The 22,024-nt window shown below is 70.3% G+C and carries 17 protein-coding genes; 11 read left to right on the forward strand and 6 right to left on the reverse strand.

Features of this window, described 5'->3' with window-relative positions; translation table 11 throughout:
* The first annotated feature begins 65 nt into the window (after nucleotides 1-65).
* The 4 genes from LTT66_RS23695 (at nucleotide 66) to LTT66_RS23710 (ending at nucleotide 5,214) form a co-directional block, all read left to right on the forward strand.
* Nucleotides 66-2,066, forward strand: a complete 2,001-nt coding sequence (locus tag LTT66_RS23695; RefSeq protein WP_233069370.1) for a magnesium chelatase subunit D family protein — start codon at nucleotides 66-68, stop codon at nucleotides 2,064-2,066.
* Between the two features lie 214 nt (nucleotides 2,067-2,280).
* A complete protein-coding gene (gene cobO / locus LTT66_RS23700; RefSeq protein WP_233060720.1) occupies nucleotides 2,281-2,895 on the forward strand; it encodes a cob(I)yrinic acid a,c-diamide adenosyltransferase in 615 nt (204 codons plus the stop codon).
* Between the two features lie 130 nt (nucleotides 2,896-3,025).
* Entirely contained in the window at nucleotides 3,026-4,759 is a 1,734-nt protein-coding gene (locus LTT66_RS23705) for a cobyrinate a,c-diamide synthase (RefSeq protein ID WP_408638668.1), read from the forward strand.
* 101 nt (nucleotides 4,760-4,860) lie between these two features.
* On the forward strand, nucleotides 4,861-5,214 hold the full coding sequence (locus LTT66_RS23710) for a cobalamin biosynthesis protein (RefSeq protein ID WP_233060722.1): 354 nt from the start codon (nucleotides 4,861-4,863) through the stop codon (nucleotides 5,212-5,214).
* Between the two features lie 135 nt (nucleotides 5,215-5,349).
* Here the strand turns inward: LTT66_RS23710 and LTT66_RS23715 are convergent, their stop codons facing one another.
* A complete protein-coding gene (locus tag LTT66_RS23715) occupies nucleotides 5,350-6,447 on the reverse strand; it encodes a hypothetical protein (protein WP_233060723.1) in 1,098 nt (365 codons plus the stop codon).
* A 2-nt stretch (nucleotides 6,448-6,449) separates the two neighbouring features.
* Nucleotides 6,450-7,580, reverse strand: coding sequence for a phosphotransferase family protein (locus LTT66_RS23720; RefSeq protein WP_233060724.1), 1,131 nt, complete (start codon nucleotides 7,578-7,580; stop codon nucleotides 6,450-6,452).
* 245 nt (nucleotides 7,581-7,825) lie between these two features.
* Here LTT66_RS23720 and LTT66_RS23725 point away from each other — a divergent pair, with 245 nt between their 5' ends.
* Both LTT66_RS23725 and LTT66_RS23730 read left to right on the forward strand, forming a co-directional pair.
* Nucleotides 7,826-9,190: a DoxX family protein gene (locus tag LTT66_RS23725; RefSeq protein ID WP_233060725.1), complete on the forward strand. Its 1,365-nt coding sequence runs from the start codon at nucleotides 7,826-7,828 to the stop codon at nucleotides 9,188-9,190.
* A gap of 107 nt (nucleotides 9,191-9,297) precedes the next feature.
* Nucleotides 9,298-10,656, forward strand: a complete 1,359-nt coding sequence (locus LTT66_RS23730; protein WP_233060726.1) for a DoxX family protein — start codon at nucleotides 9,298-9,300, stop codon at nucleotides 10,654-10,656.
* Nucleotides 10,657-10,674: 18 nt separating this feature from the next.
* On the opposite strand, the gene LTT66_RS23735 is transcribed toward LTT66_RS23730, so the two are convergent.
* Nucleotides 10,675-11,118, reverse strand: coding sequence for a nucleoside deaminase (locus LTT66_RS23735; RefSeq protein WP_043695280.1), 444 nt, complete (start codon nucleotides 11,116-11,118; stop codon nucleotides 10,675-10,677).
* 199 nt (nucleotides 11,119-11,317) lie between these two features.
* Between LTT66_RS23735 and cobA the strand changes: the two genes are divergently transcribed.
* The gene (gene cobA, locus LTT66_RS23740; protein WP_233060727.1) at nucleotides 11,318-12,592 is read left to right on the forward strand and encodes a uroporphyrinogen-III C-methyltransferase; all 1,275 of its coding nucleotides are present in this window, start codon (nucleotides 11,318-11,320) and stop codon (nucleotides 12,590-12,592) included.
* 125 nt (nucleotides 12,593-12,717) lie between these two features.
* The gene (locus LTT66_RS23745; protein ID WP_233060728.1) at nucleotides 12,718-14,178 is read left to right on the forward strand and encodes an MFS transporter; all 1,461 of its coding nucleotides are present in this window, start codon (nucleotides 12,718-12,720) and stop codon (nucleotides 14,176-14,178) included.
* A 311-nt stretch (nucleotides 14,179-14,489) separates the two neighbouring features.
* Here the strand turns inward: LTT66_RS23745 and LTT66_RS23750 are convergent, their stop codons facing one another.
* A complete protein-coding gene (locus LTT66_RS23750; RefSeq protein WP_233060729.1) occupies nucleotides 14,490-14,903 on the reverse strand; it encodes a PPOX class F420-dependent oxidoreductase in 414 nt (137 codons plus the stop codon).
* Nucleotides 14,904-15,037: 134 nt separating this feature from the next.
* Nucleotides 15,038-16,528 (reverse strand): CoA-acylating methylmalonate-semialdehyde dehydrogenase, encoded by a 1,491-nt coding sequence (locus LTT66_RS23755; protein WP_233060730.1) that lies wholly within the window; start codon nucleotides 16,526-16,528, stop codon nucleotides 15,038-15,040.
* A 269-nt stretch (nucleotides 16,529-16,797) separates the two neighbouring features.
* Here LTT66_RS23755 and LTT66_RS23760 point away from each other — a divergent pair, with 269 nt between their 5' ends.
* Nucleotides 16,798-17,439: an HD domain-containing protein gene (locus LTT66_RS23760; protein ID WP_233060731.1), complete on the forward strand. Its 642-nt coding sequence runs from the start codon at nucleotides 16,798-16,800 to the stop codon at nucleotides 17,437-17,439.
* On the opposite strand, the gene yaaA is transcribed toward LTT66_RS23760, so the two are convergent.
* Nucleotides 17,432-18,175, reverse strand: coding sequence for a peroxide stress protein YaaA (gene yaaA, locus LTT66_RS23765; RefSeq protein ID WP_233069371.1), 744 nt, complete (start codon nucleotides 18,173-18,175; stop codon nucleotides 17,432-17,434). The two genes, LTT66_RS23760 and yaaA, sit on opposite strands and share 8 nt — an antisense overlap.
* Nucleotides 18,176-18,233: 58 nt before the next feature.
* On the opposite strand from yaaA, the gene LTT66_RS23770 reads away from it, so the two are divergent.
* Both LTT66_RS23770 and LTT66_RS23775 read left to right on the forward strand, forming a co-directional pair.
* Nucleotides 18,234-19,991 (forward strand): proline--tRNA ligase, encoded by a 1,758-nt coding sequence (locus LTT66_RS23770; RefSeq protein ID WP_233060732.1) that lies wholly within the window; start codon nucleotides 18,234-18,236, stop codon nucleotides 19,989-19,991.
* Nucleotides 19,992-20,192: 201 nt separating this feature from the next.
* On the forward strand, nucleotides 20,193-21,944 hold the full coding sequence (locus LTT66_RS23775; protein ID WP_233060733.1) for an acyl-CoA dehydrogenase family protein: 1,752 nt from the start codon (nucleotides 20,193-20,195) through the stop codon (nucleotides 21,942-21,944).
* Nucleotides 21,945-22,024: the final 80 nt, after the last annotated feature.

Raw genomic sequence — 22,024 nt, forward strand, 5'->3', positions numbered from 1 at the left:
GCACTGTCGGGTAGATGTGGGCGCGCGCTTAGAGTTGGGGCGTGTCCGTGTCCCATGCCGAAACAGTGCCGACATCCGACCCGAGCAGTCGAACGCGTCCGGGCTCGGACGGTGACGCGGGATTCCCGTTCTCGGCGGTGGTCGGGCAGGAACGGCTGCAACTGGCGCTGATCCTCTGCGCGGTGCATCCCGGCATCGGCGGGGTCTTGGTGCGCGGCGAGAAGGGCACCGCCAAGTCGACCGTGGTGCGCGCGCTGGCCCAGCTGCTGCCGCCCGTGGTGGACGAGACCGGTGCGCGCCCGGCCCGCTTGGTAGAGCTGCCGGTGGGCGCGACCGAGGACCGCGTGGTCGGTTCGCTGGACTTGGAGCGCGTACTGCGGGACGGGGAGCAGGCGTTCCGCCCCGGCTTGCTGGCCGCCGCCCATCACGGCGTGCTCTACGTCGACGAAGTCAACCTGCTGCACGACCATCTGGTGGACGTGCTCCTGGACGCCGCGGCGATGGGCCGGGTGCACATCGAACGGGACGGCGTCTCGCACTCGCATCCAGCGCGCTTCGTGCTGGTCGGCACCATGAATCCGGAGGAAGGCGAGCTGCGTCCGCAGCTGCTGGACCGGTTCGGACTGACCGTGGACGTGGCGGCCTCCCGGGACGTGGACGTCCGTATGGCCGTGGTGCGCCGCAGGCTGGACTACGAGGCCGACCCGGCCGGTTTCGCAGCCCGGTACGCCCAGGCCGATCACGAGGTGGCCGAGCGGATCCTCGCCGCCCGCGACCGGGTGGCGCAGGTGGCCCTCGACGACGCGGAGCTGCGCCGGATCGCCGCGCTGTGCGCCGCGTTCGACGTCGACGGGATGCGCGCCGATCTGGTCGTCGCGCGCACCGCGACCGCGCACGCCGCCTGGCGCGGCGCCGGCGTGGTGACCGAGGACGACGTGCGGGTGGCCGCCGAACTGGCGCTGCCGCACCGGCGCAGGCGCGATCCGTTCGACGAACCCGGCATCAGCGAGCAGCAACTCGACGACGCCATGCGCGACGCAGCGGCGGAGGTGCGGCGCGAGGAGGAAACGACCGAGCCCAGCGGTGCGCCCGAGCCGGACGACGCACCCCGGGATGCCGGGGAGTCCGGCGGCGCTTCCGGCGACGACCCGGACGGTGGCCCCGAAGACCCCACGCCGCCCGACGGGCCGGGTAGCGGGAACTCGCGTGAAGGACGCAGTGGCGCACCGGTTTCCGCCGGTGCGCGGACACCGCGCTGGGAAGTGCCCGGCGTCGGCGAAGGCGCACCGGGGCGGCGTTCCCGCGCGGAATCGCGGCACGGGCGGGTGGTGCGTCCGAGCACCGACACCTCCTCGGGCCTGCATCTGCTCGGTACCGTGTTCGCGGCCGCGCCGCATCAGCGTTCCCGCGGCCGCGGCGACGGACCGCTGCGCCTGGCCGCCGACGACCTGCGCGGCGCGTATCGGGAAGGGCGGGAAGGGAACCTGGTCGTCTTCGTGGTCGACGCCTCCGGTTCCATGGCCGCGCGCGACCGGTTGTCCGCCGTCACCGGCGCGGTGGTCACCCTGCTGCGGGACGCCTATCAGCGTCGCGACAAGGTCGCCGTCGTCAGCGTGCGCGGCGCGGAGGCAGAACTCGTGCTGCCGCCCACTTCGTCGGTCGACATCGCCGTGCGCCGGTTGTCCGGGATGCGCACGGGCGGGAAGACGCCGTTGGCCGCGGGCCTGCTGAAGGCACGCGAGGTGGTGCTGCGCGAGCGGGTGCGCGATCCGCGCCGCAGGGCGATGCTGGTGCTGCTCACCGACGGTCGCGCCACCGGCGGCGTCGATCCGGTTCCGCGCGCCCGCATCGCCGCGGGCTTGCTCGCCAGAGACGCGGTCACCTCGATCGTGGTCGACTGCGAACGCGGCATGATCCGTCTCGGCCTCGCCGCGGACCTGGCCCGCGACCTGCGCGGCGGCTATCTGCGCCTGGCCGAGCTGACCGGCGATTCGGTCGCGGACGTCGTGCGCGCGAGTTCCGGGGGTACGAGCGGTATGTCGTTGCGGGCGGTTCGAGCGGCGTGAGCGCGACTTTCGAACGGAAGTGCCCGATGGAGGGCCCCGGCCGCTGGCGATGGCGGCGCTGGGGAGGCTCGGTGAGTCGGCGGCGTCCGTCCTACGGGATGCTCGGTCGTCGCCGGACGGGCGGGTTGCCCGAGGTCGAGGCGGTTTCTCGTGGCTCCAGGTCCGGCCGCGGTGCACAGGTTCGGAGTGATCCGAGGACGAGCAAGGAGATTCGATGCCCAAGGGTGTTCCGGAGACCGTTCCCGACGACGGGTTGACCACGCGGCAGCGGCGCAATCAGCCGGTGCTGGCGGTGCACACCGGACCGGGCAAGGGTAAGTCGACTGCCGCGTTCGGGATGGCTCTGCGGGCCTGGAACCAAGGCTTCGACGTCGCGGTGTTCCAATTCGTGAAGAGCGCCAAGTGGAAGGTGGGCGAGGAAGCCGCCTTCCGCGCCCTGGGTGCGGTGCACGAGCAGACCGGCGCGGGCGGGGCGGTCGAATGGCACAAGATGGGCGAGGGCTGGTCCTGGACCCGCAAACAGGGCACCGAGCAGGACCACGCCGCCGCCGCGCTGGCGGGCTGGCAGGAGATCGCGCGCCGCCTGAAGTCCGAACAGCACCGCTTCTACGTCCTCGACGAATTCACCTACCCCCTGAAATGGGGCTGGGTGGACGTCGCCGAAGTAGTCGACACCCTCCGAGCCCGCCCCGGCAACCAGCACGTCGTCATCACCGGCCGCGACGCACCCCAACCCCTCATCGAAGCCGCCGACCTCGTGACGGAGATGACCAAACTCAAACACCCCATGGACGCCGGCCGCAAAGGCCAGCGAGGCATCGAATGGTGACCGTCGCGAGTGGCACATGGCTGCGGCGAATAGCGAGAGGCCCGCACCGTGGTGTGCCACGCGCGGCACGGGGGCGGGGATGAGGGCGGTTGTGGTCGCGGCGCCCGCGTCGGGGAGTGGGAAGACGACCGTGGCTACGGGGTTGGTGGGGGCGTTGCGGAGGGTGGGGCATCGGGTGGCGCCGTTCAAGGTGGGGCCCGATTACATCGATCCGGGGTATCACGGGCTGGCGGCGGGGCGGCCGGGACGGAATCTGGATCCTGTGCTGGTGGGTGCGGAGCGTGTCGTGCCGCTGTATCGGCACGGGGCGCGGGGATGCGACCTCTCGGTGGTCGAGGGTGTGATGGGCCTGTTCGACGGCCGGATCGATGACCAGCACTCCGGGCCGGTGGCGGAGGGGTCGACGGCGCAGGTCGCGGCCCTGCTGGGTGCGCCGGTGGTGCTGGTGGTCGACGCGCGGGGGCACAGCCAGAGTCTGGCGGCGCTGCTGCACGGATTCGCCACCTTCGACAGCGGCGTCCGGCTGGGCGGTGTGATCTTGAACCGGGTCGGCAGCGAGCGCCACGACCAGGTATTGCGTGCCGCCTGCGATCGCGTCGGGCTGCCGGTGCTCGGGTCGCTGCCGCGCCTGGCCGAACTGGAGGTCCCGTCCCGGCATCTCGGCCTGATCCCCGCGGTGGAGCACGGCACGGCCGCGACGGCGGCGGTGACGGCGATGACTGATCTCGTCGCCGCGCACGTCGACCTGCACGCCATCGCGGCACTCGCTCGCTCGTCGGTCACCGGGCCCGCCTGGGATCCCGACGCCGCCGTGCGCGGTGTGGAAGGCGCAGGCGAGGAATCCAGGGTGGCGCCGCTCGGTGGGGCCGACTCGGGGGTGTCGACTGTGACGCCGCTCGGTGGGGCCGACTCGGGGGTGTCGACTGTGACGCCGCCCGGTGGGGCCGACTCGGGGGTGTCGACTGTGACGCCGCTCGGTGGGGCCGACTCGGGGGTGTCGACTGTGACGCCGCCCGGTGGGGCCGACTCGGGGGTGTCGACTGTGACGCCGCTCGGTGGGGCCGACTTGGGGGTGTCGACCGTGACGCCGCCCGGTGGGGCTGGCTTGGGGGTGCCCGCCGCGACGCTTCTCGGCGATGGCCGGGACTCGTGCGGCCCCGGTGTGGCGCTCGTCGAAGCCGGTGGTGACTCGCGGCCTGCCTACGAGCGTGTCGTCTCCTGCCGCACCGGCGGGGAGGGCCGGGTTGTCGCCGTCGCCGGTGGTCCGGCGTTCACCTTCGGCTACGCCGAGCACCGTGAGCTGCTGGTGGCCGCAGGCGCAGAGGTGGTGGTGTTCGATCCGCTCCATGACGAATTGCCCGACGGAACAGCGGGTTTGGTGCTGCCGGGTGGCTTCCCCGAGGAACATGCGGCGGAGCTGGCCGCCAATTCCGGTCTGTTGCGGGCGGTGGCCGAGGCCGTCCGGCACGGCATGCCGGTGCACGCCGAATGCGCCGGGCTGCTGTATCTCACTCGCTCGCTGGACGGGCACCCCATGGCCGGGGTGGTGGACGCCGACGCCGCGTTCGGGCCGCGCCTGACCCTCGGCTACCGCGATGCCGTCGCACTGGCCGACTCGCCCCTGTGGCGGGCGGGCGAACGGGTCCGAGGGCACGAATTCCACCGCACGGTCCTGGTGTCGGCGCCGCCGCGGAACCCGGCGTGGGGCTGGCTCGGCAGCGCGGGAGAGCGTGTGCGGGAGGGGGCGCTGACCGGCAACGTGCACGCGTCGTACCTGCACACCCACCCGGCGGGAAATCCCGAGGCGGTGCGGCGGTTCGTCACCGCCGCAGAGCGATTCGCGGGTTCCCGTGCTGTCGGCTGACGTGGTTGTAGGCATGGGACTGCGATCGCGGATATCGGCGGACGTGATTCGTGCCGCGCTGCGCGGGGCGGTATTCGGGGGTTCCCGTGCCGTCGGCTGACGTGGTTGTAGGTATCGGCCTGCGACCGGGCACATCGGCCGACGTGATCCGTGCCGCGCTGCGCAAGGCCGTGGGTGACCACCGGATCGCGTGCCTGGCCACCCTCGAGCAGCGCTGCGCCGACCCCGGACTGCGCGCTGTCGCGGCGGACCTGCAAGTTCCGCTGCGGTCCTACTCCGCGGCCGAACTGGCGGTCGTCGCAGTCCCGAATCCGGGGAGCCGGGCACGCTCGGCCGTCGGGACGCCGAGTGTCGCGGAGGCCGCGGCACTGCTCGCCGCCGGGGGCGGGCCGCTGATGCTGCCGAAGCGCGTCGTGCACGGCGTGGTGGTCGCGGCAGCGCGGTACGAGCGGTAGACGCGTCGATCGAATGCGAGCGGCCACTGAGTGCTGCCGGGTCGTCGCGGCTTGTCCGTGGTGACTACTCAGGAGCGGATTCACTCGCTCAGGCGTCGGCACCGGCGGGCTGCCGCACTGTGCCTCGACGACGGCTCAGGGGGCGACCGAGCCCCAGTCGGCGAAGCCGGTGGGGTCGTGGCGGCCGATGCTGGCGTGTTCGAACAGGCCCCAGCCCTCGGCGTCGCCGCAGCGGGCGTGGGCGACATGGTCGGTCACCCCGTAGGGGGTGCGGGCGAGGATCGCCGGGTCGGTGAGGTCGTAGCGGCTGGAGGAGGACCAGTCGCGGCCCTTCCACTGGCCGTGCTGCCAGTCCGGATCGCCGCCGTAGCCGCAGCCGACGTGCAGCGGGACGCCGGTGCGGGGCGTGATCTCGATCTCCAGCGGCTTGCCGTCGGGCGTGGTGAGCTCCAGTCGCGCCCCGACGGGATGCCTCGTGCCGGAACGGTAGTCGATCGAGATGCGTGGCCAGCCGAGTTGCTCGGTGCGGCCGTCCGGCCAGACTCGGGTCGCGTCGTTGAGGGTGCGCCTGCCGTCCGGCTCCTCCTGCACGATGACCACGACCGCGAATTCCTCGAACCGCAGCGGTACGTACAGCCACCAGAAACCGCCCGACGGTTCGGCGGCCGCGCGCCCGGGCGGCTCGGTTTCGCCGACCGGGCGGATGCCCCACGAGCGGTCCCTGGTTCCGGTCCACACCGCCGGGTCGATCGCGATGTCGTCGCCGTCCACGTGCAGCGCTCCGGCCCACGAGCCCACCTGCGCGAACCGGGACGCCTCGATGATCGGCCGGTTGCCCGCGAGAATCAGGTGCGGCTGTTCCTGCACGGCGGGGAAGGCGCCGGTCCAGGTGAGATCGAAGCCGAGATCGTCGTGTTCGCAGACCACCCGGATGCGTCGCAGCGGCTCCAGCACCTCGATGCGGTAACCGCCGACGCGCTGGTCGAGGCTCCGGTCGCCGAGCGCGTCGGAGAAGCGCACCGCTCGCACCGTGTCGCCGCGGCGTACCGCCGCGTAGGCGTCGGTCACCCCGAGGTTGGGGTACACGCCGAAACCGGTGATCAGCAGGGTGCCGCCGTCGCGGTCGTGGGCGTTGAAGTAGCTGCGGTCGTAGAAGTTCCGATCGCTGGAGGCCACCCGGGCCAGCGACAGCGGGGTCTGGTGGATCGGGTACTCGTCCAAAGGCACAGGCATGGTCAGTCCCATTCGTAGGTTCCGTCGAGCAGCGCTTCCAGGCTTGCCCGGTGCATCACGTAGTCGTCGCGATCCGGAGTGTCGGTGTCCTCGCCGAAGTGGATCATCCTGCGCTTGACCCGCGCCATCACGATCGCGTGCCGCAATGCGGCGTAGACGATGTAGAAATCGAGATCGCGCACCGAATGACCGGTCAGCGCTTCGTATTTCGCCACCACGTCGTCGCGGCGCAGGAAGTCGGGCAGCCCCGGCTGGCCGAAACGGGTGGCCAGATCCTGGAAGAACCGGTGGATGAAGATCATCCAGCCCAGGTCGAGCTCGCGCGGGCCCAGGGCCGCCATTTCCCAGTCCAGCACCGCCACGGGGTCGAACTCACGGTAGATGACGTTGCCGGGGCGCGCGTCGCCCCAGCTGAGCACGTCCGGGCCGAGGTCGGCGGGCCAGTGCTCGTCGAGCCAGGCGAAACTCCGCTCGATGAGCGGGATCTCGAAGCCGTCGTCGGCGAGCGCCCATCGGTACCAGGAGCGCTGCGCGGCGACGTGCCTGCGCAGCGACTCGCCCGGCCCGCTCAGCATCGGGAAGAGCGCCGCAGGATCGGGGATGCCGTGGATCTTCGCGATCACCTCGACGGTGTTGTGCGTGAGCCGGAGACGGTCGGCGGGGCTCGCGTCGAACAGCCAGCCGACGAACACGTACGGGGGGTTGTCCGTCGGCACCCGTCCGTCGATCCGGCGCATCACGAAGAACGGTGTGCCGAGCGGCTTCGGGTCGGTCTCCAGCCAGCACAGACCGGGCAGCGGCACGTCGGTGGCCGCGGCGACGCCCGCCATCACCTGGTACTGGGTGGCCAGGTCGTAGGTCTCGAACACCGGGAACGACCCGGCCTCGGGCGCCATCCGCGCGACGAAGGACCCGCGCTCCACGCGCCCTCCGGCGCTCCATTCGGCGTCGAACAGGATCGATGTGCTGGACATGCCGCCGGACTGCGGCCGCGACAACTCCGAGACCCGCGGCAGCTCGTCGGCGGAGACCTTCGTGCCGAGCCAGCGCGCCAGGTCCCCGGTGAGCACGTCGAGGTCGCGTTCGCTCACGGTCAGCTGCTGTCGCTGTGCCGGGTCCGGGTCGTCGGTCATATCTGTCCTCCTGACACGTGCCGCCCGGCTGCATCGCCCCGATGCCCCGGGATACGCGACTGTAACGCGTTCTAATTGTCGGCGGGCCGGAACCGGAAGACGAAGGCCGGGCCGGTATCGGCACCCCGGTGGGGCAGGCACGTAGGCCGAAAGATGTACGCGGAAATCGGGGGTTTTCCCGGAGGTCATCCCATGACCTGGTCGGATACGGTCGGCTCGCGGAAAGGTCGGGCGAGGGGAGCGGTGTGAGTACGGTCGGAACGGATGTCGTGCGGCGGAGCGGCGGCGAGGCGCCGATCGATGCCGAGCGGCGGCCCTGGAGCTCGCCGGCCCGGATCGCGTTCCGGTTCGTCTTCGTCTATCTCGGGCTGTTCTGCGTCTTGATGGCGCAAATCCTGTTCGTGTTCACGGGCATCGTGAGCAAGTGGCTGCCGGACGGCGCGGTCATCTGGCAGATGCGCGCGACGAGCCCGCTGGTCGGCTGGGTCGGCGAACACGTCTTCGGGGTCGACGCCGTGCTGCACGAGGATTCGGGCAGCGGGGACCAGACCGCCGTCTGGGTGCTGATCTTCTGCGAACTCGTCGCGGCCGCGGTGATCACGGTCGTCTGGTCGATGCTCGATCGCCGCCGCCCGGACTACCGGACGCTCCACAACTGGTTCGTGCTGTTCCTCCGGCTCTGCCTGGGCGGCCAGATGCTGTTCTACGGTCTCGCCAAAGCCATTCCGTCGCAGATGCCCGCGCCGTCGCTGACCACGCTGCTGCAGCCGTACGGGACGATGAGCCCCGCGTCGGTGCTCTGGAACCAGGTCGGCGCGGCGCCCGCGTACGAGATCCTGCTCGGTACGGCCGAGGTGCTCGGCGGTCTGCTGCTGTTCGTGCCGCGCACCGCGACGATCGGCGCGCTGCTCAGCCTGGTGAGCATGGCGCAGGTCTTCGTGCTGAACATGACCTACGACGTGCCGGTGAAGATCCTCTCGTTCCATTTGCTGCTGCTGTCGCTGGTCGTGCTCGCGCCGCAGGCCCGGCGGCTGGCGAATGTGCTCGTGCTGGAACGCCCAGCCGAGCCGGCTACGCAGCCCGTGCTGTTCGGTTCCCGCCGCGCGAACCGGATCGTGGCGGCGGTGCAGGTCGCGCTGGGACTGTGGGTGCTCATCGGCGGTGTGTACATCGGCTGGCAAAGCTGGCGCGAAGCAGGTGGCGGCGCACCGGAACCCGCGCTGTACGGCATCTGGACCGTCGGTGAGTTCACCAGGGACGGGCATCCGGCGCCACCGCTGATCACCGACGAGAAGCGCTGGCGGCGAATGATCTTCGACCGGCCCGGCGCCACGCTGCAGCAGATGGACGGCTCGTTCGTTCCCGTCGTGGCCGTGGTCGACGAGGCCGCGCACACCATGACGTTGTCGGCCACGCCGCGGTCGCCGGAAGCGCCGCCCGCCCGTTCGGGCGCCTTCACCTTCACCCAGCCGACCCCGGGCACACTGGTGCTGACGGGTGAGCTGGACGGAACGCCGGTCACGGTGTCGCTCGACCGCATGGACCTGAACTCCTTCACATTGCGCAGCCGGGGCTTCCACTTCGTTCAGGAATACCCGTACTTCCGCTGACCCGAGATCGGCGACCCGAGAACGGGGGCGATCCAGCCGAAACCTGATACGGGCACGGCACTTTTCGATACCTTCGGTCTGCATCGACTCGGACTGGAGGGACCGCCGTGACCGAAGCGATCCTCGATCGGACGGACACCGACACGAAGGCGGAGGATTCCGATACCCGCCTCTGGCGGGGCGGCACCCGGGTGGCGTTCCGTTTCGGTTTCCTGTACTTCGGGCTGTTCTGCCTGGTGTACCCGGCGATCGTCCCGGAATTCCTCGGACTGACGCGCGAATGGCTGCCGGAATGGGTGAACTCCGGTGTCGCCCGAGCGCTGCGCCCGGTGGTCGAGTGGACCGGAACCGAGGTGTTCGGCGCGTCCGTGGCGGCGAACACGGCGTCGATCAGCGGAGACCAGGCGTATTTCTGGGTGCTGGTGTTCGTCGTCGTGGTGGTCGCGCTGCTCGGCACGCTGATGTGGAGCGTGCTGGATCGCAACCGCCCGGACTATCGCGCCGTGCTGCCGTGGTTCCTGCTGTTCGTGCGCTTGTGCCTGGCGGGGCAGTTGGTGGCGTACGGCATGGCCAAGGCCATCCCGACCCAGATGCCGCCGACACCGCTGAGCCGATTGCTCGAGCCGTACGGGAATTTCAGTCCGATGGCGGTGCTCTGGAACCAGATCGGGGTGTCGACGCAGTACGAGATCCTGCTCGGCTGCGCGGAACTGCTCGGCGGCGTGCTGCTGTTCGTACCCCGCACCGCGTTGGTGGGCGCGATGCTGAGCCTGGTGTGCACCACGCAGGTGTTCGTGCTGGACATGACCTACGACGTGCCAGCGAAGATCCTGTCGTTCCACCTGATGCTGCTGTGCCTGGTGCTGCTCACGCCGGAGGCCGGGCGTCTGGTGAACGTGCTGCTGCTGAACCGGCCGGCCGCACCGTCGACCACACCGCCGCTGCTGCGTACCCCCCGAGCCAACCGGATCGCGGCCGCGGTGCAGATCACACTCGGGGTGTGGCTGCTGTTGTCGAACGCGTACACCGGCTGGGATCGGTGGAACGAACAAGGGGCGGGAAGGCCGGAACCTCCGCTGTACGGCATCTGGTCGGTCACCGAATTCAGCGCGCACGGCGCCCCGATTCCGCCGCTGACCACCGACGAACTGCGCTGGCAGCGCCTGGTCTTCGACCGCGACGGGGCCACGGTGCAGCGTATGGACGGCCAGTTGATCCCGGTGCTGGCCATGGTCGATGCCGACGCGCGCACCCTGGTCATGATCGCGCCGCCGAGAGCCCTCGGCGCGCAACCGGAACGCTTGGGCAGTTTCGGCTTCGACCGCCCCGCACCCGAGCGGCTGACCTTGACGGGTGAACTCGCCGGGCAGCAGGTCTCGATAGCGTTGACATCGGTGGCGCTCGACGACTTCCCGTTGCGCAGCCGCGGATTCCACTGGGTACAGGAATATCCGTACTTCCGCTGAGCACGCTGGGCCGCCCTGTCACGCCTCGAGATCGTCGGCGATCCCGATGTCCTCCTGCCACAACGCGGGATGCTCGGCGATGAATCGGCTCATCAGGTCGATGCAGCGCCGGTCTTCCAGAACGGTGACGGCGACGCCGTGCCCCGCTAGCCACTCGTGCCCGCCCGAGAACGTCTGCGACTCACCGACCACCACCGAGCCGATGCCGAACTGGCGGATCAGACCGCTGCAATACCAGCACGGGGAGAGGGTGGTGACCATGATGGTCCGGCGGTAGTCCCGCCGCCGTCCCGCCGCGCGGAAGGCGTCGGTCTCGGCGTGCATGCTGGGATCGCCGGACTGCACCCGGCGGTTGCGGCCGCGCCCGAGCAGCGTGCCCGCCGTGTCGAACAGGGCGGCGCCGATCGGGATACCGCCCTCGGCGAGCCCGCGCAGCGCCTGGTCGTAGGCCACGTCGAGCAGTCGTGCCGGTGTCACCCGTGTCATCGGTCCGCCTTTCCGAGCAGGACGCGTCGCTTCGCAACCTACCGTCCGGACGCGGTGAACCGCTTGTTACCGCTGGTCACAGTAGGTGGGCGGTGGGTGGGCTCCGGCCAGGGGGACATTCGGCATGCCCGGTCGATTGCCGGTGCCGGACGGTCACGCCGTAGGCTCGAAACTTGTGCCGAACACGTCAGACGCAACGCAAGACCAGCCCACCGGCGACCCGAACTACCTGGTCGGGCTCGATCTGCACGGCCGGCGCGTCGTCGTGGTCGGCGGCGGGACGGTGGCGCAGCGCAGATTGGGCCTGCTGATCGCTTCCGGCGCGGACGTCCACGTGGTGAGTCGTGCGGTCACGCCCGCCGTCGAGGGGATGGCGACCTCGGGGCAGATCACCGTCACGCTGCGCGACTACGCCGACGGCGACCTCGACGGCGCCTGGTACGCGATCGCGTGCACCGACGAGCCCGAGACCAACGCGGCAGTCGTCGCCGAAGCGACGCGGCGGCGGATCTTCTGCGTGCGGGCCGACACGGCACGGCTGGGCACCGCGGTCACTCCGGCCACCGCGCGCTACGACGGGCTGACCCTCGGTGTGCTGGCGAGCGGCCAGCACCGGCGGTCGGCGGCCGTGCGCAACGCGTTGCTGGAAGCTCTGCAATCGGGTGTCGTGAGCGACGACTCGACGCCGATCGCGCCCGGGGTGGCCCTCGTGGGCGGCGGTCCCGGCGATCCGGACCTGATCACCGTGCGCGGGCGGCGGCTGCTGGCCAGGGCGGACCTGGTGGTGGCCGACCGGCTCGCGCCGCCGGAACTGCTCGCCGAACTCGGGCCGGAGGTCGAGGTGGTCGACGCCGCGAAGATCCCGTACGGGCGGGCGATGGCACAGGAAGCGATCAACAACGCGCTGGTCGAGGGCGCGAAGGCGGGCAAGTTCGTGGTGCGGCTCAAGGGCGGCGACCCCTATGTGTTCGGGCGCGGGTACGAGGAGGTGGAGGCGTGCGTCGCCGCGGGTGTTCCGGTCACGGTGGTGCCCGGTGTCACCAGTCCCATCTCGGTGCCCGCCGCCGCGGGCATCCCGGTGACGCACCGCGGCGTCACCCACGAGTTCGTCGTGGTGAGCGGGCACGTCGCGCCGGATCACCCGGACTCGCTGGTGGACTGGCCCGCGCTGGCCCGCCTGCGCGGCACCCTGGTTCTGATGATGGCGGTGGAGCGGATCGAACAGTTCGCCGCCGCCCTGCTGGACGGCGGGCGCCCCGCGGGCACGCCCGCCACGGTCATCCAGGAGGGCACCCTGCGCACCCAGCGCGTGCTGCGCGCCGATCTCGGCACGGTGGCCGCCCGGGTGCGCGCCGAAGGCATTCGCCCACCCGCGATCGTGGTGATCGGCCCGACCGCCGGATTCTCGGCCGACAACGTCGTCCCGCACGCCGACTCCGCCACGGGATAGCGCGGCCACCGGGTGACGCCGGACGATCCGAGCCTCGCCGAGTCGCCGCCGGATCGGTGGGCGGGCAAGGCCGGGGACAGCATCAATTACAGTGACTCACTGTGCTTCGGAACCCCGCTGCGACGATGCAGTATCCAGTGACGCAGCGGGCCTTCGGGCTCGCCATCCTAGTCCTGAGCGGATTGCAGCTCATGGTCGTGCTCGACGGCACGGTGGTGATCTTCGCGCTGCCCCGGCTGCAGGAGGAGATGGGGCTGTCCAGCGCGGGTAGCGCGTGGACGGTGACGTCGTACGGGCTCACCTTCGCGGGTCTGATGCTGCTCGGCGGCCGCCTCGGCGACGCGTTCGGCCGCAAGCGCATGCTGGTGGTCGGCGTAGCGGTGTTCACCCTGGCCTCGCTGTTGTGCGGGCTCGCGCAGAACCAGGCGATGCTGCTCGCGGCGCGGGCCTTGCAGGGCGCGGGCGCGGCGGTCGCGGCGCCCACCGCGTTCGCCCTCGTGGCGACCACTTTCGCGCCGGGCAAGGCGCGCAACCAGGCGATCGCGATCGTCGGCTCGATGGTCGGCATCGGCTCGGTCGGCGGGCTCGTGGTCGGCGGTGCGCTGACCCAGCTGTCGTGGCGGTGGATCTTCCTGATCAACGTCCCGATCGGCGCGCTGATCATCCTCGGCGCGGCCTACAAACTCGCCGACACCGAACACCACCGCTCGGCGCTGGACATCCCCGGCGCGGTGCTCGGCACCATCGCCTGCGCGGCGATCGTCTTCGGGGCCACCGAGGGGCCGGAGATGGGATGGGGGCACCCGGCGATCATCGGTTCCCTGATCGCGGGCGTGGTGCTACTGATCGTCTTCATCGCGCTGGAACGACGGGTGGACGACCCGCTGCTGCCCTGGTCGCTGTTCGACAGCCGCGACCGCATCGCCACCTTCCTGCTGATCTTCCTGGCCGGTGGCGTGCTCGGCGCGATGACCTTCTTCGTCGCCCAATTCATGCAGAACGTCATCGGATACGGTCCGCTCAAGGCGGGTGTCGCGGCGATTCCGTTCACCGTCGGCATCGGCGTCGGCGGCGCGGTGGCCTCCAAGGCGGCGCTGTACATCGCGCCGCGCTGGCTGCTCGCCGGCGCGGCCGCGGTGCTCGGCGTCGGGCTGCTGTTCGGTTCGACGCTCGACGGCGAGGTGATGTACTTCGCGACGCTGCTGCCCCTGCTGGTGGTGATCGGCTTCGGCGTCGGCGTCGCCATGGTGCTCTCGCCGCTGTGCGTGCTGGTCGGTGTGCCGCCGGCCAATATCGGCCCGCTGGCCGCGGTCGGCCAGATGTTCATGAACCTGGCCACTCCGGTGGCCATCGGCCTGCTCACCCCGATCGCCGCTTCCCGCACCCTGTCACTCGGCGGCCGCACGGAGAAGGTGGCCGGGATGACACCCGCGGAGATCGCCGCGCTGGGCGACGGTTACACCCTCGTCCTGTTCGTCTGCGCCCTCATCGCGTTCGCGGCCGGACTGGTCGCCCTGACCTTGCGCTTCACCCCGCAGCAACTCGCCATGGCCCAGCACGCCCAGGATGAAGCCCAGCAGACATAGTTGAGCGGTCGACCGGGCCGCAGCTGCGTCTCGACCCTCTCACCACTGTGGTGGAGCGGGCGGTGCCGGCGGATGTGTTCGAGCCGCAGCCCGCACTGCACGCGTGCAGGGCCTGTTGCAGTCTCGCTGCTGTCCGGACGTCACCGCTGTATGAGTGCGGCCGGTTCGCGCTCCCTCGGTCATCGGCAAGACCCGCCCGAACCCCGGGTCATCAGGTGTCCGGCCGTCATGCCCAGCGCACCGCGACCACGTCGTTCGAGCGCAGCGAGACCGAGCATGCGGCGAACACCCAGCGCCGCAGGCGCTGGATATCAGAAACGCCCCGCTACTCGTCGGGGCGTCACCCGCACGATTACTCGTGGTCCGTCGTTGACGGAGGCCGGGTTGAAATCCGCGTACTTCTGTCCGGTGTACTTCGCCGACAGTTCGTCGGGCAGGGTCTTCTCCGGATCGGGGGTGATCGTCGCGCTGCCCCGGATCTCCGCGTAGACGTACGGGTTGTCCGGCGGGTTGATCAGCACGGTGATCCGCGGGTCGCGGGCGAGGTTCTTGCCCTGCTGGCGATCGGTCGTGGTGGAGAAGAGCAGGTCGTCGCCGTCACGCTTGAGCCAGATCACGGTCAGGTGCGGTTGCCCGTTCGGCCCGATCGTGGCGGCGGTGGCGAAGACCTTCTCTTCGTCGAGGTATTTCTTCAGGTCGTCGGAAAGCTCTGCGGTACTGGTCACGCTCTGAGCGAACAACCGGCCGCGGCGCGGCATTCCCGTAGGGCGGCCGCCGCGGCAGTCGTAAAGCGTTGCGGTTCAGAGGGGATGCCGGTCGGGCGAGGTCAACGCTCTCAACCCGGGTCACCGGCCGGTGCCTACTTGTTCTGTGGGAAGCCGAGGTTCAGCCCGCCGTGGCTGGGGTCGAGCCAGCTCGTGGTGACCGCCTTGGTGCGGGTGAAGAACCGCACGCCGTCGGCCCCGTGCGCGTGCGCGTCGCCGAACAGCGAGTTCTTCCAGCCGCCGAAGCTGTAGTAGGACATGGGGACCGGGATCGGGACATTGATGCCGACCATTCCCACTTCGACCTCGTTGTGGAAGCGGCGGGCGGCGCCGCCGTCGTTGGTGAAGAGGGCGGTGCCGTTGCCGTAGGGATTGGCGTTGATCAGCGCCAGCGCGTCGTCGTAGCCGTCGACGCGGACGACCGACAGCACGGGCCCGAAGATCTCGTCGGTGTAGACGCTCATATCGGTGCCCACATGGTCGAGGATTGTCGGTCCGAGCCAGAATCCGTCCGCCGGGCCGTCGGCTCGCGCGCCTCGTCCGTCGAGAACCACGGTGGCCCCTGCGGATTCACCCGCCGCGATGTAATCCGCGACCCGATCGCGGTGCGCGCGGGTGACCAGCGGGCCCATGTCGGCGCCGCGCGCGCCGTCGCCGATCCTGATGGTCCTGGCCCGCTCGGCGATCTTGCCGACCAGATCGTCGGCCGTCGCGCCCACCGCGACCACCACGCTGATCGCCATGCACCGCTCGCCCGCCGAACCGAACCCGGCGTTCACCGCGGCGTCGGCGGCCAGGTCCAGGTCCGCGTCCGGCAGCACCACCATGTGGTTCTTCGCGCCGCCGAGCGCCTGCACCCGTTTGCCCGCGGCGGTGCCACGCTGGTAGACGTACCGGGCGACGGGAGTCGAGCCGACGAACGAGACGGCCTTGACGGCCGGGTTGTCCAGCAGTTCGTCGACCGCGACCTTGTCGCCCTGCACCACCGTGAAGACGCCCGCGGGCAGCTCGGCTTCGGCCCACAGCCGCGCCAGCCACAGCGACGGCGACGGGTCCTTCTCGCTCGGTTTGAGCACCACGGTGTTGCCCGCGGCGATGGCGAGCGGGAAGAACCACATCGGCACCATCGCGGGAAAGTTGAACGGCGAGATGACCGCGACCGGTCCGAGCGGCTGGCGGACGGCGAAGACGTCGACCTTGGTGGAGGCGTTCTCGGTGTAGCCGCCCTGGAGCAGATGCGGTATGCCGCAGGCGAACTCGACCACTTCCAGACCACGGCTCACCTCGCCGGTCGCGTCGGCGACGACCTTGCCGTGCTCGGCGGTGATCAAGCGCGCCAGCTCGTCCTTCCGCTCGTTGAGCAGTTCGCGGAAGCGGAACAGGATCTGGGTGCGCCGGGCCAGGGAGGTGTCCCGCCAGGCGGGGAAGGCCGCGGCGGCGGAATCGATCGCCGCGCGGGTGTCGGCGACGTTCGCCAGCGTGACCCGTCCGGTCACCGTCCCGCTCGCCGGATCGGTCACCGGCGCGGTCGTCTCGCTGGTGCCCGCGAAAGCCTTGCCGTCGAGCCAGTGCGCGATGGTCTGCATGTCTCCTCGATTCGCTCGGTGAGCATCGGCGGTGCCGCGGGCTCTCGCCGGACCTCCGATCCCACGGAACGAGAGGCGAGAAGCGGCTCGACTACTACTGTCCAGCTCATAGCCTTCCCCGTGTGCCGACGGTCTGTACACCATTTCCGCGGCGGTCCTACGATTCGCCGGTGCGTCCCCTGTCGCCGATGTGCCGGTGATGCGCGCCGGTGATGCGCGCCGTGGATCGCGCCATTGTCGTGCGCAGGCGGTTGCGTGAGACTGTGCGCATGACGGTGGAGGAACGTGTGCTGGCGCGCTGGATCGAGCTGGCGGGGGAGCACTCCGGTGCGGTGGGTTCGGATCTGGTCGAGCGCTACGGCGAGCCACATCGGCGCTACCACACGGTCGAGCATCTGGCGGCCGTGCTGGCGGTCGTCGACGACCTGGCCGACGACGCCGACGACATCGCCGCGGTGCGCTATGCGGCCTTCTTCCACGACGCGATCTACGCGGTCGATCGCGCCGACAACGAGGAGCGCAGCGCCGAACTGGCGGAGTCGACGCTGCCTGCCTTGGGCGCGTCGCCGGAGCTGACCGGCGAAGTCGGCAGGCTGGTTCGCCTCACCGCGACCCACCACACCGCCGCCGATGACCGCAACGGCAACGTGCTCTGCGACGCCGACCTGGCGATACTCGCCGCCGACGCGTCCGGCTACGCCGCCTATACGCGGGCCGTGCGCGCGGAGTACCGGCACGTTCCGGACGACCTGTTCCGGGCGGGCCGCGCCGCGGTATTGCGAAAGCTGGCCGATCAGCCGTACCTGTTCCGGACATCCGCCGCCCGCCGCCGGTACGAGTCGGCGGCGCGGGCCAATCTCGCGGCCGAGCTGGTCGCGCTCGCCATGGAGCGGCCCGACGCGCTCAGGTGATGATCAGCAGCTCGGTGGGTGCGGCGATCTCGGCTCGCAACCCCGCTTTGGCCGCCACCCGCGCGACCCCTCGGACGTCGGCCGGTTCGGCCCTGCTGAGCACGAGGGCACGCGCGAGCAGGCCCTTGTGGTGCTTGTTGAAATGACTCACCACCGTGCGCGAGCCGTCCGGATGCTCGGTGAGCACGTTCGCGGTGATCGCGCCGGGCACCCGCCCCAGCTGCTGATAGGTGCCCGAGCGCAGGTCCACGACGAGTTCGCCCGCGGCCTCGGTGTGCAGCGCCGCGGCCAGCTCGTCGCGCCAGAGGGCCGAAAGGGTCGGGAGGCCGGGCAGTTTGGAGCCGCCGGAGAGCCGGTAGGCGGGGATGGGGTCAGCCGCGCGGACCGCGCCGAACAGGGCGGAGCCGATGCCGAGCCGGGCGTACGCCTTGGCTCGCTGGGCCTTGCTGAACGAGCGCGCGTCGAGCGCGTCGTAGAGAACGCCGGTGTAGCGCTCCAGCGCGGGACGAGTCGGCGAAACGCGCAGCGCGGCGTTGCGCGCGATCTCGCCGTCGGCCCCCTTGCCGAGGCCGAGCACGGTTCGCGAACGTTCCGGGTCGGCCGCCAATCGCACCACTTCATCGATCAGCCGCGCCCGCACCGCCGTGAGCTGCGGCATCGCCAGCGAGTCCAGCGCGAGCGGCGTCCCCGCGCCGCCATCGGACTTGGTTTCGGAAGGAGGCAGCAGCACCAGCACGAACGAATACGGTAATGCGCTGGGACCGGCGACCGGCCAGCGACTACCCTGTGCTTCCGTGATCACCCGCCTCTCCCGCCTGTTCCTGCGAACTCTCCGCGACGATCCCGCCGACGCCGAGGTGCCGAGCCACAAACTGTTGGTCCGTGCCGGCTACGTGCGCCGCGTCGCCCCGGGTGTCTACTCGTGGCTGCCGCTGGGCCTGCGCGTGCTGCGCAAGGTCGAGGACGTGGTGCGCGAGGAGATGGACGCGATCGGCGCCCAGGAGATCTCGCTACCGGCGCTGCTGCCGCGGGATCCGTACGAGACCACCAACCGGTGGACCGAGTACGGCGACGGCCTGTTCCGGCTGCGCGACCGCAAGGGTGCGGACTACCTGCTCGGCCCCACGCACGAGGAACTCTTCGCGCTCACCGTGAAGGGCGAGTACAGCTCCTACAAGGACCTGCCGGTCACGCTGTACCAGATCCAGACGAAGTACCGCGACGAGGAGCGTCCGCGCGCGGGCATCCTGCGCGGGCGCGAGTTCGTGATGAAGGACTCCTACTCCTTCGATCTGGACGAGGACGGCCTGAAGGCCAGCTACGACGCGCACCGTGAGGCCTATCAGCGCATCTTCGACCGGTTGCGGGTCAAGTACGTCATTGTGGCCGCCACCTCGGGCGCGATGGGCGGCAGCGCGTCGGAGGAGTTCCTGGCCGACAGCCCCGTCGGCGAGGACACCTACGTGCGCTGCCCGGAATCCGGTTACGCGGCCAATGTGGAGGCAGTGGTCACGCCCGCTCCCGAACCGCTGCCGATCGAAGGACAGCCGGCGGCCGAGGTGCACGACACCCCGGACACGCCGACCATCGCGACGCTGGTCGACTGGGCCAACAGCGCCGGTATCGCCGAGCGCTACGGTCGTCCGGTCACCGCGGCCGACACGTTGAAGAACGTCATGGTCAAGCTGCGGCACCCCGACGGGAAGACCGAGATCGTCGGCATCGGCGTCCCCGGCGACCGCGAGGTCGACGACAAGCGCCTCGGCGCCTCGGTCGAACCGGCCGAGGTGGAGCTGCTCACCGAGGCGGACTTCGCCGAGAATCCGTTCCTGGTCAAGGGCTACATCGGCCCGAAGGCGCTGCAGGCCAACGGTGTTCGGTACCTGGCCGATCCCCGCGTCGGCACCGGCACCAGCTGGATCACCGGCGCCGACGCACCGGGCAAGCACGTCGTCGGTCTGGTGGCGGGCCGCGACTTCACCCCGGACGGCACCATCGAGGCCGCCGAGGTCCGCGACGGCGATCCCTCGCCCGACGGCCGGGGCACGCTGGTGGCGGCCCGCGGTATCGAGATCGGCCACATCTTCCAGCTCGGCAACAAGTACACCGACGCGTTCGAGGTGGACGTGCTCGGCGAGAACGGCAAGCCGGTGCGGCTGACCATGGGGTCCTACGGCATCGGCGTCTCGCGCATGGTCGCGGTGATCGCCGAGCAGCAGCACGACGACAAGGGGCTGCGCTGGCCCGCGGCGGTCGCGCCCTACGACGTGCACGTCGTGGTCGCGAACAAGGACGAAGCGGCCCGTGCCGGCGCGGAGGACGTGGTGGCCGGCCTGCACACCCAAGGCTTGGACGTGCTCTTCGACGACCGGACCGCCTCGCCGGGCGTGAAGTTCAAGGACGCCGAGCTGCTCGGCATGCCGCTGGTGCTGGTGATCGGCCGCGGCTGGGCCGAGGGCAAGGTCGAACTGCGCGACCGCTTCACCGGCGAGGCCGAGGAACTTCCCGCCGCCTCTGCGGTGGACGCGGTGGTAGCCCGAGTCCGCGGCTGACCCGGTACTCGAACGGCCCCCGGCGGAATCCGCCGGGGGCCGCTCGCTGTCCGGACCAGGGCCATCGCCGCGCTGCCCGCTGACTGCTCCGACCGGGGGAACCAGGGGCCCGCCACCCTACGTGACCGTAACCTGTATTTGCTGGTCACAGATCCGTAGACCGCGCCGACGCTGCTATTACCCGCTGGTAAGTTAACCGGCATGACAAACACCGACGCGCGGCTGTTCAATCCCGCCACCTATGACCCGCAGCAGTTCGACGCCGAAACGCGGCGCCTGTTGCGCGCCACCATCGAGTGGTTCGAGGGCCGGGGTAAGCAGCGTCTGCTCGCCGACGACGCGAACGCGGTGTGGACTGCGGACTTCCTCGACTTCGTGAAGAAGGAGAAGCTGTTCGCCACCTTCCTGACCCCGGCGGCCTACGCCGACGGTGACCCGAACCGGCGTTGGGACGCCGCGCGCAACGCGGCGCTGTCGGAGATCTTCGGCTTCTACGGCCTGGCGTACTGGTACGCCGAGCAAGTAACCATCCTCGGCCTCGGACCGATCTGGCAGAGCGACAACGAGGCGGCCAAGAAGCGCGCGGCCGCCGATCTGGCCGACGGCGAGGTGATGGCGTTCGGTCTGTCCGAGCAGACCCACGGCGCCGATATCTACAACACCGACTTGGTCCTCACGCCTACCGAACCCGGCAGCGCGGACGCCGAAGCCGGCATCCTCTTCCGCGCGAACGGCGAGAAGTACTACATCGGCAACGGCAACGTGGCCAGCATGGTGTCGGTGTTCTCCCGGCGCTCCGACCTGGAGGGCGCGGACGCCTACGTCTGGTTCGCCGCCGACTCCCGGCACGAGAACTACCGACTGCTCGGCAACGTCGTGCATCAGCAGATGTACGTCAGCACCTTCCGCCTGGAGAACTACCCGGTGCGCGCGGAGGACATCCTGCACACCGGCCCCGAGGCGTTCTCCGCCGCGCTGAATACCGTGAACGTGGGCAAGTTCAACCTCTGCCACGGCGGGATCGGCATGGTCGAGCACTCCTTCTACGAGGCGATCACGCACGCGAACAACCGCATCCTCTACGGCAACCCGGTCACCGACTTCCCGCACGTGCGGGGGAACTTCGTCGACGCCTACGCGCGCATCGTCGCGATGAAGCTGTTCAGCGATCGCGCGGTCGACTACTTCCGCAGCGCGAGCCTGGAGGACCGCCGGTACCTGCTGTTCAACCCGATGACGAAGTCCAAGGTGACCTCCGAGGGCGAAACGGTCATGACGCTGCTGCTGGATGTGCTGGCCGCCAAGGGATTCGAGAAGAACACCTACTTCGCCGAGGTGCAGCGCCTGATCAACACGCTGCCCCGGCTGGAGGGCACGGTGCACGTGAACGTCGGGCAGATCCTGAAGTTCATGCCCAACTACCTGTTCGCCCCGCAGGACTACCCGGAGATCGGAACCCGGCAGGACGCCGCCGACGACGCGTTCTTCTGGCGTCAGGGCCCGGCCCGGGGTGCGGGCAAGGTGCGCTTCGCCGACTGGACGCCGGTCTACGACAAGCACGCCGACATTCCGAACGTGGGCCGGTTCTACGAGCAGGCGCAGGCGCTGCGCACGCTGCTGACCACAGCGGCGCCGGACGCGGACCAGCAGAAGGATCTGGACTTCATGCTGACCATCGGCCACCTGTTCTCCCTGGTGGTCTACGGCCAGCTGATCCTGGAGCAGGCCGCGATCACGGGCCTGGACCGTGACCTGATCGACCAGATCTTCGACTTCCAGATCCGCGATTTCAACGCCTACGCGACGGCGCTGTACGGCAAGTCGTCAGCTACTCCGGACCAGCAGGGCTGGGCCGCGTCCGCACTGCGGCCTCCGGTCGCCGATCGCCCGCGCTTCGACCGGGTGTGGGCAGAGGTGGCGTCCTACGACGGCGCGTACGAGATGCGCCCGTAGGAATCGTGCGCCGAGCGGCGGCCCGGGGCGATCCGTCGGCCGCCGCTGGCATCGATCGCTCGCCGCTGGCATCGATCGCG

It is taken from the genome of Nocardia gipuzkoensis, assembly GCF_021183645.1.
Taxonomy (GTDB): domain Bacteria; phylum Actinomycetota; class Actinomycetes; order Mycobacteriales; family Mycobacteriaceae; genus Nocardia; species Nocardia abscessus.

Bases quoted from the DNA above. Each gene is read 5' to 3' on its own strand.
- cobO (WP_233060720.1), top strand. From the start codon at position 2,281: ATGCCCAAGGGTGTTCCGGAGACCGTTCCCGACGACGGGTTGACCACG.
- LTT66_RS23715 (WP_233060723.1), bottom strand. From the start codon at position 6,447: ATGCCTGTGCCTTTGGACGAGTACCCGATCCACCAGACCCCGCTGTCG.
- LTT66_RS23720 (WP_233060724.1), bottom strand. From the start codon at position 7,580: ATGACCGACGACCCGGACCCGGCACAGCGACAGCAGCTGACCGTGAGC.
- LTT66_RS23745 (WP_233060728.1), top strand. From the start codon at position 12,718: ATGCAGTATCCAGTGACGCAGCGGGCCTTCGGGCTCGCCATCCTAGTC.
- LTT66_RS23755 (WP_233060730.1), bottom strand. From the start codon at position 16,528: ATGCAGACCATCGCGCACTGGCTCGACGGCAAGGCTTTCGCGGGCACC.
- LTT66_RS23760 (WP_233060731.1), top strand. From the start codon at position 16,798: ATGACGGTGGAGGAACGTGTGCTGGCGCGCTGGATCGAGCTGGCGGGG.
- LTT66_RS23775 (WP_233060733.1), top strand. From the start codon at position 20,193: ATGACAAACACCGACGCGCGGCTGTTCAATCCCGCCACCTATGACCCG.